The 14,403-nt window shown below is 73.6% G+C and carries 16 protein-coding genes; 6 read left to right on the top strand and 10 right to left on the bottom strand.

Annotated elements, in window-relative coordinates; genetic code table 11:
- Window positions 1-92: 92 nt before the first annotated feature.
- A complete protein-coding gene (locus tag ACQP2Y_RS28865; RefSeq protein WP_433718176.1) occupies window positions 93-416 on the bottom strand; it encodes a nuclear transport factor 2 family protein in 324 nt (107 codons plus the stop codon).
- A 45-nt stretch (window positions 417-461) separates the two neighbouring features.
- On the opposite strand from ACQP2Y_RS28865, the gene ACQP2Y_RS28860 reads away from it, so the two are divergent.
- Window positions 462-1,163, top strand: a complete 702-nt coding sequence (locus ACQP2Y_RS28860; protein ID WP_433718174.1) for a TetR/AcrR family transcriptional regulator — start codon at window positions 462-464, stop codon at window positions 1,161-1,163.
- Window positions 1,160-2,404, top strand: coding sequence for a tyrosine-protein phosphatase (locus tag ACQP2Y_RS28855; protein WP_433718173.1), 1,245 nt, complete (start codon window positions 1,160-1,162; stop codon window positions 2,402-2,404). The genes ACQP2Y_RS28860 and ACQP2Y_RS28855 overlap by 4 nt, the downstream gene beginning before the upstream one ends.
- 5 nt (window positions 2,405-2,409) lie before the next feature.
- On the opposite strand, the gene ACQP2Y_RS28850 is transcribed toward ACQP2Y_RS28855, so the two are convergent.
- The 3 genes from ACQP2Y_RS28850 to trpB are packed head-to-tail and all read right to left on the bottom strand — an operon-like array spanning window position 2,410 to window position 5,067.
- Entirely contained in the window at window positions 2,410-3,078 is a 669-nt protein-coding gene (locus ACQP2Y_RS28850; protein WP_433732094.1) for a GntR family transcriptional regulator, read from the bottom strand.
- A 28-nt stretch (window positions 3,079-3,106) separates the two neighbouring features.
- Entirely contained in the window at window positions 3,107-3,910 is an 804-nt protein-coding gene (gene trpA / locus ACQP2Y_RS28845; RefSeq protein WP_433718171.1) for a tryptophan synthase subunit alpha, read from the bottom strand.
- Complete coding sequence (trpB, locus tag ACQP2Y_RS28840; protein WP_433732092.1) at window positions 3,907-5,067, bottom strand: tryptophan synthase subunit beta; 1,161 nt, start codon at window positions 5,065-5,067, stop codon at window positions 3,907-3,909. Before trpB ends, trpA begins: the two co-directional genes overlap by 4 nt.
- Window positions 5,068-5,190: 123 nt before the next feature.
- Here trpB and ACQP2Y_RS28835 point away from each other — a divergent pair, with 123 nt between their 5' ends.
- Complete coding sequence (locus ACQP2Y_RS28835) at window positions 5,191-5,904, top strand: Stf0 family sulfotransferase (RefSeq protein ID WP_433718169.1); 714 nt, start codon at window positions 5,191-5,193, stop codon at window positions 5,902-5,904.
- On the opposite strand, the gene ACQP2Y_RS28830 is transcribed toward ACQP2Y_RS28835, so the two are convergent.
- On the bottom strand, window positions 5,901-6,578 hold the full coding sequence (locus tag ACQP2Y_RS28830) for a response regulator (protein ID WP_433718167.1): 678 nt from the start codon (window positions 6,576-6,578) through the stop codon (window positions 5,901-5,903). The genes ACQP2Y_RS28835 and ACQP2Y_RS28830 overlap by 4 nt on opposite strands.
- A gap of 52 nt (window positions 6,579-6,630) precedes the next feature.
- Window positions 6,631-7,815 (bottom strand): sensor histidine kinase, encoded by a 1,185-nt coding sequence (locus ACQP2Y_RS28825; protein ID WP_433718165.1) that lies wholly within the window; start codon window positions 7,813-7,815, stop codon window positions 6,631-6,633.
- 132 nt (window positions 7,816-7,947) lie between these two features.
- On the opposite strand from ACQP2Y_RS28825, the gene ACQP2Y_RS28820 reads away from it, so the two are divergent.
- Entirely contained in the window at window positions 7,948-9,366 is a 1,419-nt protein-coding gene (locus tag ACQP2Y_RS28820; protein WP_433718163.1) for an alpha/beta fold hydrolase, read from the top strand.
- On the opposite strand, the gene ACQP2Y_RS28815 is transcribed toward ACQP2Y_RS28820, so the two are convergent.
- Complete coding sequence (locus ACQP2Y_RS28815; protein WP_433718162.1) at window positions 9,342-9,941, bottom strand: dihydrofolate reductase family protein; 600 nt, start codon at window positions 9,939-9,941, stop codon at window positions 9,342-9,344. The genes ACQP2Y_RS28820 and ACQP2Y_RS28815 overlap by 25 nt on opposite strands.
- Before the next feature lie 116 nt (window positions 9,942-10,057).
- Between ACQP2Y_RS28815 and ACQP2Y_RS28810 the strand changes: the two genes are divergently transcribed.
- A complete protein-coding gene (locus ACQP2Y_RS28810; protein ID WP_433718161.1) occupies window positions 10,058-10,561 on the top strand; it encodes a winged helix-turn-helix transcriptional regulator in 504 nt (167 codons plus the stop codon).
- Between the two features lie 187 nt (window positions 10,562-10,748).
- Window positions 10,749-11,519: a PASTA domain-containing protein gene (locus tag ACQP2Y_RS28805; protein ID WP_433718160.1), complete on the top strand. Its 771-nt coding sequence runs from the start codon at window positions 10,749-10,751 to the stop codon at window positions 11,517-11,519.
- On the opposite strand, the gene ACQP2Y_RS28800 is transcribed toward ACQP2Y_RS28805, so the two are convergent.
- Genes ACQP2Y_RS28800 through ACQP2Y_RS28790 form a run of 3 tightly spaced genes read right to left on the bottom strand, consistent with a single transcriptional unit; the run spans window position 11,456 to window position 14,383 of the window.
- Entirely contained in the window at window positions 11,456-12,325 is an 870-nt protein-coding gene (locus ACQP2Y_RS28800; RefSeq protein ID WP_433718159.1) for an ABC transporter permease, read from the bottom strand. The two genes, ACQP2Y_RS28805 and ACQP2Y_RS28800, sit on opposite strands and share 64 nt — an antisense overlap.
- Window positions 12,312-13,244, bottom strand: a complete 933-nt coding sequence (locus tag ACQP2Y_RS28795) for an ATP-binding cassette domain-containing protein (protein WP_433718158.1) — start codon at window positions 13,242-13,244, stop codon at window positions 12,312-12,314. The genes ACQP2Y_RS28800 and ACQP2Y_RS28795 overlap by 14 nt, the downstream gene beginning before the upstream one ends.
- Window positions 13,241-14,383, bottom strand: coding sequence for a LolA family protein (locus tag ACQP2Y_RS28790; protein WP_433718157.1), 1,143 nt, complete (start codon window positions 14,381-14,383; stop codon window positions 13,241-13,243). The genes ACQP2Y_RS28795 and ACQP2Y_RS28790 overlap by 4 nt, the downstream gene beginning before the upstream one ends.
- Between the last annotated feature and the right edge of the window lie 20 nt (window positions 14,384-14,403).

Here is a 14,403-nt window from a genome sequence, read left to right as displayed (position 1 = left end):
CTTCCAACAGTGGACGGCGTACCGGCGGGGCGCCGGCAGCTGCGTCCATCTTGTTGGGAACGGTTTTCATTGTAAAGAACGACGCGCCGGTGTCACCCGATCGTCAGCTCGCTGATCAGGCCGTCGCGCAGGCGGAACGCGTACGTCAGCTCGACCCGCCCGCCGGGGAAGTCACCCTCCACCAGGCTGCGCACCCGGTAGCCACCGCTCTCGCTGCCCTCGGTCCCCAGCACCTTCACCGTGTACGTGAACTGCCCCGCCAGCGCCTCGCGCCAGGCCTGGATCTCGGCCCGGCCGTGGTAGGTCCGTCCGTCGTCCGACACTGTCGCGCCCGGCGTGAAGCAGGCGGCCGTCGCGGCGTGGTCCGGCCCGGTGCCGAGCTGCAGATACCGATCGATGATCTCCGGCGTGTCCATGCTGCCACCCTCCTAGAGCGTTGTTATAGCGGCTACTATAGCGACATGAAAGACGAGGCGACCGCACGCGACCGTCTGCTGCTCGCAGCGGCCGAGCTGCTCGACGGGTCCGGCGGCCGGGACGTGTCCACCCGGGCCGTCTGCGAGCGGGCCGGCGTCACCGCGCCCACGCTCTATCACCACTTCGGCAGCAAGCAGGGCCTCGTCGACGCGGTGGTCAGCTACGGCCTGACGCAGTACGCCGCCGGTGCGGGTGAGTCCGGCGACCCGGTGGCCGACCTGCGTGCGGGCTGGGACGCCCACGTGCGGTACGGGCTGGACCATCCGTCGTTCTACGTGCTGCTGCACGGCCGGATCCGCCCCGGCGTGCCCTGCGGCGTGACCGGGCCGGCTCTGGCCACGCTGAGCCGGCTGCTGGAGGCCGCGGCGGCGCGCGGGCTGGTACGCGTACCGGTGGCGGACGCCGCCGCCCAGATCCTCGCGGCCAACGTCGGGGTGACGCTGAGCCTGATCGGCCGGCCGGCCGGGGAGCGTGATCTGGGCCTGTCCGTGCGCGCCCGCGAGGCAGCCCTGCAAGGGGTGCTGATCACCGGCGACGCGGTGCCGGCAGACGTCTCCCGGGCCGGTGCTGCCGTCACGCTGCGGGCCGCGCTGGCGGCCGACCGGACGGGGTTGACCGCGGGCGAGGCCGCCCTGTTGGGTGAGCTTCTCGACCGCCTCGCCGCCGAAACGGAGCCCGCCCGGTGATCCTCGACTGGCCCGCCTGCCGCAATGCCCGCGACCTGGGCGGACTGCCCACCCTCGACGGTGGCCGGATCCGTGACGGGGCGCTGCTGCGCTCCGACCACCACGCCGCGATGACCCCGGACGACGTCGCCACGGTCCGCTCCGCCGGGGTGTCGCGCATCGTGGACCTGCGCCGGCCCGCGGAGCTCGCCGAGCAGCCCAGCCCGTTCGCCGGTGACCCGATCTACACCCACGTGTCGATGCTCATGGACGTGACCGACTACGAGTATCCGGCGGACTCCTACGGGCCGCTGCTGGACCACAACCAGGCCCGGGTGGCGGCCGCCTTCCGGGCGATCGCCGAGGCGCCTCCGGGCGGCGTGCTCGTGCACTGCCGCGGCGGCCGGGACCGGACGGGCACCCTGGTCGCCCTCGCCCTGACCGTCGCCGGGGTCGGCCCGGAGGTGGTGGCCGAGGACTACGCGCGCTCCGAGGACTGCCCGGCTGCCACGATGATCAACACCCTGGCCCACGCCGAGCAGGCGTACGGCGGCGTCGAGAACTACCTGCGCGGCATCGGCATCGAGCAGCGCCACCTCGACGCGGTCCGGGAGCGCCTGCGCGAGCCCGCCCACCTCACCGAGACCCGCGCGGGCTGGGACGCCGTCGCGGACTGGTACACCGAGCAGTTCCGCGACGACCTGCCCACCCGGATCTGGGACCGGGCGCTGCTGGCCGGCTTCGCGGAGCTCGTCGGTGCCGCGCCGGGCCTGGTCGTCGAGGTCGGTTCCGGACCCGGCGTCACAACCGCCTATCTGCACAGCCTGGGCCTCGACATCAGCGGCATCGACCTCTCCCCGGAGATGGTCGCCGTCGCCCGCCGCGACCACCCGCACGTCCGGTTCCGGGTGGTTTCCATGACGGACCTGCCGGTGCCCGACGCTTCGCTGGCCGGGCTGGTGGCCTGGTATTCGATCATCAACCTGCCGGACGAGGAACTGCCGGCGGTCTTCGCCGGGTTCCACCGGGTGCTGGCGCCCGGCGCGCCGGTGATCCTGGCGTTCCAGACCGGCGACGAGATCGTGGTCCGCCGGGACATCAACTTCCACCGCCGCCGTCCCGAAGCCGTCGAGGCGCTGCTGGCCGACGCCGGGCTCGACCTGGTGCTGCGGACGATCCGCGAGCCCGCCGAGCACCTGGGCGTGGTCGAGACGGTGCCGCAGGCGTACCTGGTGGCCCGCCGGCCCTCAGCCGGTCAGTAGCGTCGTCAGGACGACGACGTCCACTGCACCGACAGGCCGGTCGCCGCGCGTTCGGTGCGGACCTCCATCACCGAGCCCAGGATCGTCGCCCGGTCCACCACGACCGGCTGGTTGTCCAGGCCGTAGGTGATCCGGTCCGAGACGAACACCGGCGTGCCCTCGGGCCGGCGCAGCAGCTCCGCCACCGGCGCTGTGAGCACTTCCGGGCGCAACACCTCGGAGGCGCGGTGCACGACCACCCCGTGCTCGGCGATGGCCGCGTACAGGGAGGTGTCGCTGAGATCGGCGGTGCGCAGCAAGGCGCCGACCGGCGGGCGCACCCAGGACAGCTGGTGCACCGCCGGGCGGCCGGCCAGCAGGCGCAGGCGTTCGAGCCGCAGGATCCGGCCCGGGCCCAGCTGCGCCGCGACCCAGGCCGGCGGGCGGTGCAGGCCCTGGCCGAGGATCTCGGTGCTGACCGTATGGCCCTGGGCCCGCAGATCCTCGGCCAGCCCGCGCAGCGAGTCCAGCCGGTAGGTGGCCTTCGGCGACGCGACGAACGTGCCCCGCCCCGGCTGCTGGGAGAGCAGGCCGTCGGCCTCCAGCTGCCGCAGCGCCTGCCGCAGCGTCACGAGCGTCACCCCGTACGCGGCGCTGAGCTCCTTCTGCGGCGGCAGCGCCGAGCCGGGCGGCAGCTCGCCACCGCGGATCTTCGCGGTCAGGTCAGCCGCGATGACCCGATATTTCGGCGTGCGGCGTTCCAGAAGACACCCCCAGGTCGAGTGCGGTGCGGTAGGCGGCGACGTCGGCGGCGAGCTCGGCCGCCGTGGCTCCGTCGAGAACCCTACGCATCAGCACCGACGCGATCACAGCGCCGTCCCCGGCGCGTCCCGCCTCGGCCGCCTGCGCCGGGGTGGACACGCCGAACCCGATGAGGACCGGCAGCTCGGTGACCGCTTTCAGCCGGGCGGCCAGCGTCGCCGCCGAGCCGGCCAGCTGGGCGCGTTCACCGGTGGTGCCCATGACGCTGATCGCGTACACGAAGCCGCGGCTGCGGGTGCAGATCTCGCGCAGCCGGTCGTCCGGGGTCGAGGGTGCCGCCAGCAGCACCAGGTCGATGCCGGCGGCCGCCGCGGCGGCCTCGGTCGCCGCCGATTCCTCCAGCGGCAGGTCCGGCACGATCAGGCCGGAGACCCCGGCGGCGGCCAGCGCGGGAAGACCGATCCGCAGGACGATGTTCGCGTACGTCATGACGACGACCGGCACCCGCAGCGGCGTGGCGGCGAGATCCGCGAGGATCGACTCCACCGTGGCGCCGCGGGCCAGGGCCCGGTCGGAGGCCTCCTGGATGGTCGGCCCGTCCAGCATCGGGTCGGAGAACGGCAGCCCCACCTCGATCGCGTCCGCCCCGCCGTCCTGGCAGGCCAACAGCAGCTCGGTCCAGTTCGCGGTGATGCCACCGGTCACGTAGGGCACCAGCAGTGGCCGTCCGGTGACCGCCAGCGCGGCGCTGAGCGTGGTCGTCATCGCAGTCCCTCCATCAGCTGAGCCATGTCCTTGTCGCCGCGGCCCGAGAGGGTCAGCAGCACCGTCGAGCCGGTCGGCAGTTCGGAGGTCCCGGCCGCGCGCAGCACCCACGCCACCGCGTGCGCCGATTCGAGCGCGCAGATGATGCCCTCGCGCTCGGCCAGGCGGCGGACCGCGACCAGCACCTCGTCGTCGTTCACCGTCACGTACCGGGCCCGGCCCAGCCCGCCGAGCTGCGCGTGCTCCGGCCCGACGCCGGGGTAGTCCAAGCCGGCGGCGATCGAGTGCGCCTCGGCGACCTGCCCGTGCCGGTCCTGCAGCACCAGCGACCGGGAGCCGTGCAGCACGCCCGGCTCACCGCCGGACACCGCCGCCCCGCCGGCCGCCTCCACGCCGACGAGCCGGGCGGTCGTGTCGACGAAGCCCGCGAAGGTGCCGGCCGCGTTGGAGCCGCCGCCCACGCAGGCGACGACCATGTCCGGGACGCCGGTGCTGAGCTCGGCCGCGACCTGCCCGCGGGCCTCCTCGCCGATCACCCGCTGAAATTCCCGGACCATCCACGGGTACGGGTGCGGCCCGGCGACCGACCCCAGGCAGAAGTGGGTGTCCTCGACGGCCGACACCCAGCTGCGCATGGCCTCGTTGGTGGCGTCCTTGAGGGTGCGGCTGCCGCTGGTCACCGGGACGACCTCGGCGCCGAGCAGGTGCATCCGGAAGACGTTGAGGGCCTGGCGTTCGATGTCGCGTTCGCCCATGTAGACCGTGGCGCGCAGCCCGAACAGCGCGGCCGCGGTGGCCGTGGCGACACCGTGCTGGCCGGCCCCGGTCTCGGCGATCAGCCGGGTCTTGCCCATCCGCCGGGCCAGCAGCGCCTGCCCGAGCACGTTGTTGATCTTGTGGGAGCCGGTGTGGGCGAGGTCCTCGCGCTTGAGCAGCAGGGTGATGCCCAGCTCGGCGGAGAGGTTGCGGGCGGCGGTGAGCGCGGTGGGGCGCCCGGCGTAGGTGCGGCGGTAGCCGTCGAGCTCCTGCCGGAACGCCGGGTCGGCCCAGGCGTCGCGGAAGGCCTCTTCCAGGGCGAGGCAGGCGGGGATCAGCGACTCGGGGACGTATCTGCCGCCGTACTCGCCGAAGCGCCCGCCGGCGGTGGGTTCGCGCATGACCACGGTCACGGTGTGCCTCCAAAGTTCTATAACTCTCGGCTGAGTGTGTCATAGCGGCTCTAAGAGTTCTAGAACTTTATTTCGGTTGTCGCGCGAGTCACCGGCGGCTTGGCTGGGTTGGTGACCGAGTCCTACTTCATCTGTGCGACACCGCGCACCGGCAGTTCCCTACTCCTCGGCCTGCTGGCCTCGACGGGGCTGGCCGGCATCCCGGAGTCGTACTTCCGGCAACCGGACCAGCAGCTCTGGGCCGACCGGTGGGGGATTCCCGGCCCGGCTTTCGCCTATCGGGCCTTCGTGCACGCCGCCCTCCAGGCCGGAACGACGCCCAACGGCGTCTTCGGCGCCAAGCTGATGTGGGGCACCCTCGACGAGCTGGTGGCCAAGCTGGCGCCGCGCACCGCGGGCCGCGACCTGGCGGTGCTGGAGGCCGCGTTCGGGCCGGTCCGCTTCGTATACCTGCGGCGCGAGGACGAACTGGCCCAGGCGGTGTCCTGGCTGCGCGCGGAGCAGACCAGCACCTGGCGGGCCGGCGACCCGGGCGGCACCGCGGCCGAGCCGCACTACGACGAGGCCCGCATCACCGAGCTGCTGGGCACCGTGGCCGAGCACACCGCCGCCTGGCGGGCCTGGTTCGCCCGGTACGGCATCACCCCGCACGAGATCACCTACGAACAGCTCACCGCTGACCTGGCCGGCACCACCCGCGGCGTGCTCACCTTCCTGGGCCTCGACCCGGAAGCGGGCCGGCCGATCCAGCCCCGGCACCGCCGCCAGGCCGACGCGCTCAACGAGGAATGGGGCGCGCGATACCGGACGGAAACCGCCCGCTAAAGCAGTTCCGCGTCGTGGACCAGCAGCGCCACCTGCACCCGGTTGTTCAGGTCCAGCTTGGCCAGCAGCCGCGACACGTGGCCCTTCACCGTCGGCAGGCTCATCCCCAGCTCGGTGCCGATCTCCGCGTTCGACCAGCCCCGGCCCAGCGCCAGCGCCACCGCCCGTTCGCGCTCGGTCAGCGCCGCCAGCCGGTGCCGGGCCCGGTCCCGGCGCGGCCCGGCGGCCGGATCGGCGACGTGGTCGATCAGCTGCCGGATCACCGCCGGCGACAGGGTGGCCGAGCCGCCCGCCACCGCCCGGACCGCCTCGATGATGTCCCGCGGCGGGGTGTCCTTGAGCAGGAAGCCGCTGGCCCCGGCCCGGAGCGCGTCCAGCACGTGCTCGTCGGCGTGGAACGTGGTCAGCACGATCACCTGCGGCGGCGCCGGGCGCGAGCGCAGCCGGCGGGTGGCGACCAGCCCGTCCACCTCCGGCATCCGGATGTCCATCAGCACCACGTCGGGCCAGTGCGCGTCGGCCATCGCCGCGGCCTGGGCGCCGTCCCCGGCCTCGGCGACGACCTCGATGTCCGGCGAGCCGCCGAGCAGGATGCGCAGCCCGGCCCGGACCAGCGGATCGTCGTCCACGATGGCCAGCCGGATCGGCCGCGCCGGCCCGGCGCCCGCCGTCACCGCCGCTCCCCGGCCGCGCGGAGCCCGGCCGCCGCCGGGACGCGCCGGCAGTTCATGCCGGCCATGGCAGCTCGGCCTCCAGGACGAAGTCGTCGCCCTGCCGGCCGTACCGGACGTGGCCGCCGGCCAGCGCCGCGCGCTCGCCGACCTCGACCAGGCCCATCCCCGCGCCCGGCACCTCCGCCCGCGTGGCCGGTACCGGGCACGGGTTGGCGATCCGGATCCGCAGGCCGGCGCCGGGTGCGCCGTCGAGCAGCACCCGCACCGCCGTGCCCGGCGCGTGCTTGCGCGCGTTGGTGAGCCCCTCCTGCGCGATCCGGTACGCCGTACGCCCGAGCACCACCGACGGACCGCCCTCCGGCAGCGCACACGTGTAGTGCACCGTCGTGCCCATCGCCCGGGCGCTGTCGACGAGCTTGGGCAGATCGGCCAGCCCCGGCTGTGGTGGCTCAGGGCGGCCCACCGCGCCCTCACGCAGCACCCCGATGACGCCGCGCAGCTCCTCCAGGGCCTCGTGGGCGCTGGCCCGGATCGCGCCCGCCGCGATCGCCACCTCTTCCGGCCGCGCGTCGGTGCGCACCTCTAGGGCCCCGGCGTGCAGGCTGACCAACGACATCCGGTGGGCCAGCACGTCGTGCATCTCCCGCGCGATACGGGCCCGCTCGGTCAGCCGGGCCTGGTCCTCCCGCAGGTGCTGCTCGGCCTCGAGCCGGGCGGCGTGCTCCCGCAGCGTCCCGGTCAGCCGCCGGTACGCCCGCACGAACATCCCCCACCCCAGCGCCCCCGCCGTGGTGACCCCGCGGACCAGCAGGTCCACCCACACGGGGAACTCCGGGCTGTCGTGCAGCACGAAGTACACCGGCACCACCGCGACGTACGCGACGCCGAGCGCCAGCGCCACCGGGCCGCGCCGATGGATCGCCACGGTGAACAGCGCGACGATGACGGCGCCGGTCGCCATCACCGACACCGTGCTCACCGGCAGCAGGGCGATCGTCAGGCCCACCGGCCAGCGCCGGCGCAACAGCAGCGCGGCGCAGCACAACACACCGAGCGCGACGTCGGCGAGCCACGGCAGCGGCGCACCCTCGCGGGTGGCGTCGCCGAGCGGCACCATCAGCGACCCGTACGCCAGCGCCACGGTCACCGCGACGGTGTCGGCCAGCCGGTCCCGGACAGCCGACCGGCGCCCGCCCGCCGGGTCGGGCACGAGCAACGCGAACACCAGGCCGGCCATGTGCCGAGCCTACGATCCGGCGCCGCGCGGGGGCACTGTCCGAAGTCACCGGCGACCCCTACCGAAGTATGGGTGCGTACCGGATCCGAGGGCCGATGTGCCGGGCAGCCGGCCGCAGCCAGGCTCTCGGCCATGGTGAGACGAGCGGGGTGGATCGGGGCGGTGGCCGGCTGGGGGATCGTCGCGGGGTGGTGGATGCCGCGCGGCCCGTTGACGGGCGCGCAGGCGCTGTGGTCGGTGGGTATCAGCGTCGTCGTGGGGGTGGCGGTCGGCCGGTTGAGCCGGTCCCGGTGGTCGCTGCTGATCGCGCCGGCGGTCTTCGTCGTGGCGGTGGAGCTGCTGCGGCTGCGCCTGGACGGCCCGTCGGTCGACGCGCCGCACGCCAGCGCTCTCGGCTTCGTCGTGCTGGTCGCCGGGCGCGGCCTACACGCGTTGCTGTCGGTGCTGCCGATGGTGCTCGGTGCCGTGTACGCGCGGCGCAGCACCGGCGGCCGCCGGTATCTGCGGCGTACGGCGACGGGGTTGCTGAGCGCGGTGCTGCTGGCCGTGACGGTGGGGGTGGCCGTACCGGCCCGGACCCCGGGGATCGCGGGGGAGCGGAGCATCGCCGAACTGAGCCGGATCGACGCGGGCGGCCACCGGCTCGGCGCGCTGATCCGGGGCGTCGACCGGACGGCACCCGTGCTGCTGTTCGTGCCCGGGGCGCCGGGCGGCTCGGAACTGGGCGCGGCCCGGCGCCACCTGGCCGAGCTGGAGAAGCGGTTCGTGGTGGTGACGCTGGACCGGCGCGGCGGAGGCTCGTCGTACCCCGCTCTGGATCCGACGGCGACGGTGACCCTGGACAGTGCGGTCGCGGACGTCATCGCTGTCACCGAGGCGCTGCGCCGCCGGTTCCACCAGGAGAAGATCTACCTGCTCGGGCACTCCGGCGGCTCGATCCTGGGCGTGCTGGCGGTGCAGCGGCGGCCCGAGCTGTACCGGGCGTACATCGGTGCCGGGCAGGCTGTCGATCTGCCCGCGAGCGACAAGATCTTCTACGCCGACATCCTGGCCTGGGCGCGAGCCACGGGCCGCGAGGCGCTCGTCCGTACGCTGACCGCGCTCGGGCCGCCGCCGTACCGGGACGTCTACTCGTACGAGCCGATCATGCTCTACGCGAACCAGGTCTACGACTACGACCACTCGGGCAACGCGGCCGGGGCGGGTGATCCCTTCGACGGCATCAACGCCTCGGAGTACACCCTGTTGCAGAAGGCACACACCGTCAACGCCGTGCTGGACACCTGGAACGCGCTCTACCCCCGGATGCAGAGCGTGGACCTGCGCCGCGACGTGCCCCGGCTGGACGTGCCGGTCTACTTCGTGCAGGGCGCCCACGAGATGCGGGGCCTCGCCGCCCTCTTCACCCCCTGGTACGAAGCGCTGCGGGCGCCCGGCAAGCGGCTGACCGTGGTGCCGTCCGGTGGCCACCGGGCGTTCCTGGAACAGCCGCACCGCTTCGCCGAGGTGATGGACGAGGTGCTGGCTCAGGCCGGGGGCAGCACCCGGTAGGTGAGGTGGGTGACCAGCGACGCCGAGCGGCCGGAGAGCTGCTCCAGGCGTACCGGCGGGATCCCGTCGAAGAGCCGCTCGCCCCGGCCCAGCACCACCGGCGCGATGTGCAGGCGCAGCTCGTCGATGATGCCGGCGGCGAGGGCCTGGTTGATCGTCGAGGCGCCGCCGGCCACCGAGATCCGTCCGTCGCCGGAGACCTCGCGGGCCCGGGCGAAAGCCTCCTGGAGGCCGCCGGTGACGAAGGAGAACGTGGTGCCGCCCTGCATCACCAGATCGGCGCGCGGGTGATGGGTGAGAACAAAGACCGGCTTGTGGTACGGCGGGTCCTCGCCCCACCAGCCGCGCCACTCCGGATCCCAGTCGCCGCGCCCGGGGCCGAACATGTTGCGCCCCATGATGAACGCGTCGACGCCGGTGATCGCCGCCAGCTCGGCCGTGTTCTCGTCCGGGGTGTCGAACATCCAGCGGTGCAGCTGCTCGCCGCCCTCGCCGATGGGGTCCTGCCGGCTCTGCCGGGGCCCGGCCACGAAGCCGTCCGCGGAGACGGCGGGGTCGGAGGTCACGTACGCCATGGTCGTTGTCCTCTCAAAACCGGTTGTTGTCTGCAATCGGTTTGGACCGTACCGGATACCGGTTGTAGAGTGCAACCGGTACGGCGTGGTGCAGTCTGAGCCGGCGAGGAGCGACGATGACCGAGGAACACCGGTCCGGGTGCCCGATCAACCTGTCCCTCGAGGTCCTCGGGGACAAATGGTCGCTGCTGATCATCCGGGACATGATGTTCGGCAACCGCCGGCACTTCCGGGCGCTGCTGACCGAGAGCGAAGAGGGCATCGCGTCCAACATCCTGGCCGACCGCCTCCAGCGGCTGACCGCGCTCGGCATGCTGACCTCGGCGCCCGATCCCCGGCACAAGCAGCGCATCCTGCTCAGCCTGACCGAGCCCGCCATCCAGCTCGTGCCGGTCCTCGCCCACCTCGGCGCCTGGGGCCGCCGGCACCTGCCGGTCACCCGCGAGCTGGCCATCCGGGCCGAGCTGCTGGAACGCGGCGGCCCGGCACTCTGGGACGACTTCATGGCCGAGCTGCGCGAGCTGCACCTGGGCGTGCCCCGCCCGGCCGGCACCGAGTCGGTGCTGACCCGGCTGACCGCCGCCTACCACGCCGAGCTGGCCCGCGGCGAAGCCGCGTAACCGCTGGCCTGGCCCTGAGCAGGGCCGCCGCGTAATCGCCGGCCTTGTCCGGGGCGGGCCGCGTAGCCGTCGGCCTCGCCCGGCTGCGTAACCGCCGGATGTGCCGTCCGCGACCCGGGCGGGAACCGGGCTCGCGCACCGGCGCGTCCAAGCGCGGACTGCCCTCGTGCGATCCCGGAGGCCCACCATGTCCGTCCGCCGCGCCCGCCCGTCATCCGCCCTGCTCAACACCGCGATCCTGCTCGGTCCGGTGATCCTGCTCGCCACCGCGGTGCGCCGGCCGCGCCGAGGAGGTGACCGGTTCGACACGGCTGCCGCGACCGTTCCCGACCTGGTCGGCCGCGACGTCGCACGAGTCGACAAACTGGCCGGTGACGCCGGCGTGGTGCCGATCCTGAGCTACCGCCCCCGGGCCCGGCAGGCGCCCGGCACGGTGGTGGCGGTCCATCCCGCCGCCGGATCAGCGGTGCGGCGGGGCAGCACGATCCAGGTCTCGGTCGCGGGCCGCCCGACCGCCGACCTCGACGGCCGGATCGCCGCCGACCGCCGCCGCTTCGTCGGGCTCGGCGCCGACCCGGACGGGACCGTGGTCGTCGCGGTCGCCGCCGGTGTGGACCCGGCCGTCGCTGTCTCGGCGATCCGTCCGGCCCTGGCCGGCCGCAAGCACCGCGTTGTCGCCTGCCCGACCACCTTCGCCGAGCTGGAGAGCGTCCAGCGTCGGGGTGAGTGCCGATCTGCTGCGCACGGCCGGCTACACGCTGCGAGTGGATCCGGTCGCGGGCGCTGTCCGCGTCGAGGGCGACATCCCGGCCGATGTCGCCGCCGCGCTCACCGACCGCTACGGCCGGGCCGTCGTCGTGGAGCGGGACGGAGCCGCCCGCCGGTCCGCGTGAGTCAGCTGGTGATGTCGCGGCCGGCGAAGCGGGCCCACGCCGCCGACAGGAACACCAGGATGTAGGCGCCGGCCGACAGCAATCCCGGCGTCAGCGCGTCGAAGGACACCGGGTCGCGCAGCAGCTCCCCGAAGTCCTGCCAGTGCCGGGTCAGCAGGTACGGGTGCAGCCAGTCCAGCTGCGGGATCTGCTGGAGCACGAAGCTGGCCACGGTCAGCATGGTCAGCGCGATGGTGGCACCCATCGGCTGCTCGGTGAGCGTGGACAGGAACAGCCCCATGGCGCCCAGCGCTGACAGGCACACCCCGAGGAACAGGCAGACGCCGAGCAGCCGCAGGAGCGCCTCGCCGAAGCCGACCTGGGTGCCCGACAGCAGCGTCACGTCCCCGCCGCCGAACAGGATCAGCCCGATCACCAGCCCCGAGACGGCCACCACCAGCGGCGCCAGGAACGCGCCGGTGACGATGCCGGCGTACTTGACGGCCAGCAGGCGGGTCCGGCCTACCGGCACGGTCAGCAGGTAACGCAGCGTGCCCTGGTTGGCCTCGCCGGCTACCGCATCGCCGGCCAGCATCGCGATGGCGATCGGCAGGAACAGTCCGAGCTCGACGCCGAGCGCGGCCAGCGCCACGAAGAAGCCGTTGCCGGTGATCTGGGCGAAGAAGTCCGGACCGCCGCCGGGGCGGTCCGAGGTGTCCGGCGCGGCCACCTTCATGGCCACGGCCAGCACTATCGGTACGGCGGCCAGCGCGGCCAGGCCGACCTGGTTACGCCGGCGCACCGCGATCAGGCGCAGCTCGGAGCGCAGGAACCGGGTGGAGACCCGGCGTACCGGGGTCGCCGGGACCCCGGACACCTCAACCGCTGACATCGAAGCCTCTTCCGGTCAGGGAGACGAACACGTCCTCGAGGCTGGGCGACTCGGCCGCGAAGCCGCGTACCGCCACCCCGTCGTGCACCAGCGCGGCCACCACCTTCTCCGGCGCGATCGCGCCGAGCTGCCCGGTGGCCTCGGCCGCCGTCTCGGCGACCTCGGTCAGGCCCAGCGTGCGCAGCACCTGGGCGGCCTGGGCCGGCTGGTCGGTCAGCACCCGGGCCCGCGGCGCCGCGTCCGAACGCAGCTGCGCCAGCGGCTCCTGGGCGACCAGCTTGCCGCGGTGCATGACCCCGACGTGCGTGCAGACCTGCTCGACCTCGGCGAGCAGATGCGTGCTGAGCAGCACCGTCGCGCCTTCCGCGGCGAGCGCCCCGACCAGCGCGCGCACCTCGCGGGTGCCCTGCGGGTCCAGGCCGTTCGTCGGTTCGTCGAGAATGAGCAGCTCCCGCGGCACCAGCAGGGCGGCCGCGATGGCCAGCCGCTGTTTCATGCCGAGCGAGTAGGTGCGGTAGCGCTTGCCGGCCGCCGCGCCCAGCCCCACCCGGTCCAGGGCCGCGGCGATCCGGGCGCCCGACGTCCGGGCCTCGGCGCTGCGATCGGCCGCGTCGACCCGGCGCAGGTTGTCCCGCCCCGACAGGTACGGGTGGAAGCCGGGACCTTCGACCAGCGCGCCGACGCGGGGGAGCACGTCGGCGGCGTGCTCCGGCATCGCCGCGCCGAGCAGCTCGTGCTGCCCGGCGCTGGGGCCGATCAGCCCCAGCAGCATCCGGATCGTGGTGGTCTTGCCCGAGCCGTTCGGGCCGAGGAAGCCGTAGACCGCACCGCGGGGGACAGCCAGGTCGACGGTGTCCACCGCGACCTGGCTGCCGAACCGCTTGGTCAGCCCCTGTGTGGCGACCGCGAGGTCAGTCACTTTCCGGCTGCCTCATACAGCTTCTCCGGGGCCACCGCGCCGACCAGAATCCGGCCGTCGTCGGTGATCAGCGCGCTGAACAGGGCGCTGGTGAGCAGGTGCCCGCTGCCCCAGCTGCCGCTGGTCTTCGGCAGCGTCCCGACGATGGCGTCCAGCTGCCCGGCCGCGCCGGCCGCACCATCCTTGGCCTTGGCGTCGTCACCCTTGGGCATCTTGGCCACCAGCACCGACGTCCAGCCCTTGCCGACGACCTTGGTGCCCTCGGCGGCTTCCTTCTGCGCCTTCTCCGCCTCGGGCGTGATCGCCTTCTCGCGCTCCTTGGCGATGTCGGCCTCGCTGGGCTCGGTCACCTTGGTGCCCGGCGGCGGGTTGAAGGTGAACTGCTGTGCGTCCGGCACCTCGAAGCTGACCTGCTGGAACGCCACCCGTACGGCCGGGTCGTTGGCGCCCTTGGCGTACACGTCCACGCCCAGCGGGATGTGCTTCTCCGCGTCGATGGCCAGGCGTACCTGGCCCACCAGCGAGGCGGTGTCACGCGGGGTGAGGACCAGCTCGTACGCGTCCCGGCCGGCGACCTTGGCCGCGCCGGTCGTGGTGACCGCCGTGGTCGGGTCGATCGCGGCGAGCGCCGCGTCGGCGGCCTCCTGCGGCGTCGACGGCACACCCGACGGCAGCGCCTCGGGCTTGGCCCCCTTGCCGGCCTTGTCCGCCGGCAGCTTGAAGTGCGTCGCCGAGCTGTCGGCGCTGCGCCACATCCACACGTCGGAACCGTTGCGGATCACGTCGGTCTCGCCGAGCGTGCCCATCAGGGCGAGGCGTGCCTTGTCCTCGCCGGCGTACCAGACCCGCGCGGTGTTGCTGCCCGCGACGAGATTCATGATCTCGGAGCTGCCGGCGCCACTGGTGACGCCGGGCAGCGACGGCAGTCCCAGATCGGCCGTCTGCACGACCGTGCCCGAGAAACCGTCGACCTTGGCGTTCTGCACGTCGACCAGCAGCTGAGCCGCGCTGCGCTCCGGCAGCGAGGGGTCCGCGCTGGCGACGATCGTGCCCGCCGCGGCGCCGCCTCCGATGACGACGACCGCTGCCGCTGCCGGAACCAGCCAGCGCAGCGCGGGCCTTGACCTGAACACACTCACGATGAGCACCTCCCGTTGTC

It is taken from the genome of Actinoplanes sp. CA-051413 (assembly GCF_050955795.1).
In the GTDB taxonomy this organism is placed as follows: domain Bacteria; phylum Actinomycetota; class Actinomycetes; order Mycobacteriales; family Micromonosporaceae; genus Actinoplanes.
Note: the sequence above shows the minus strand (reverse complement) of the source record. Positions and strands in the feature narration are given on the sequence as shown.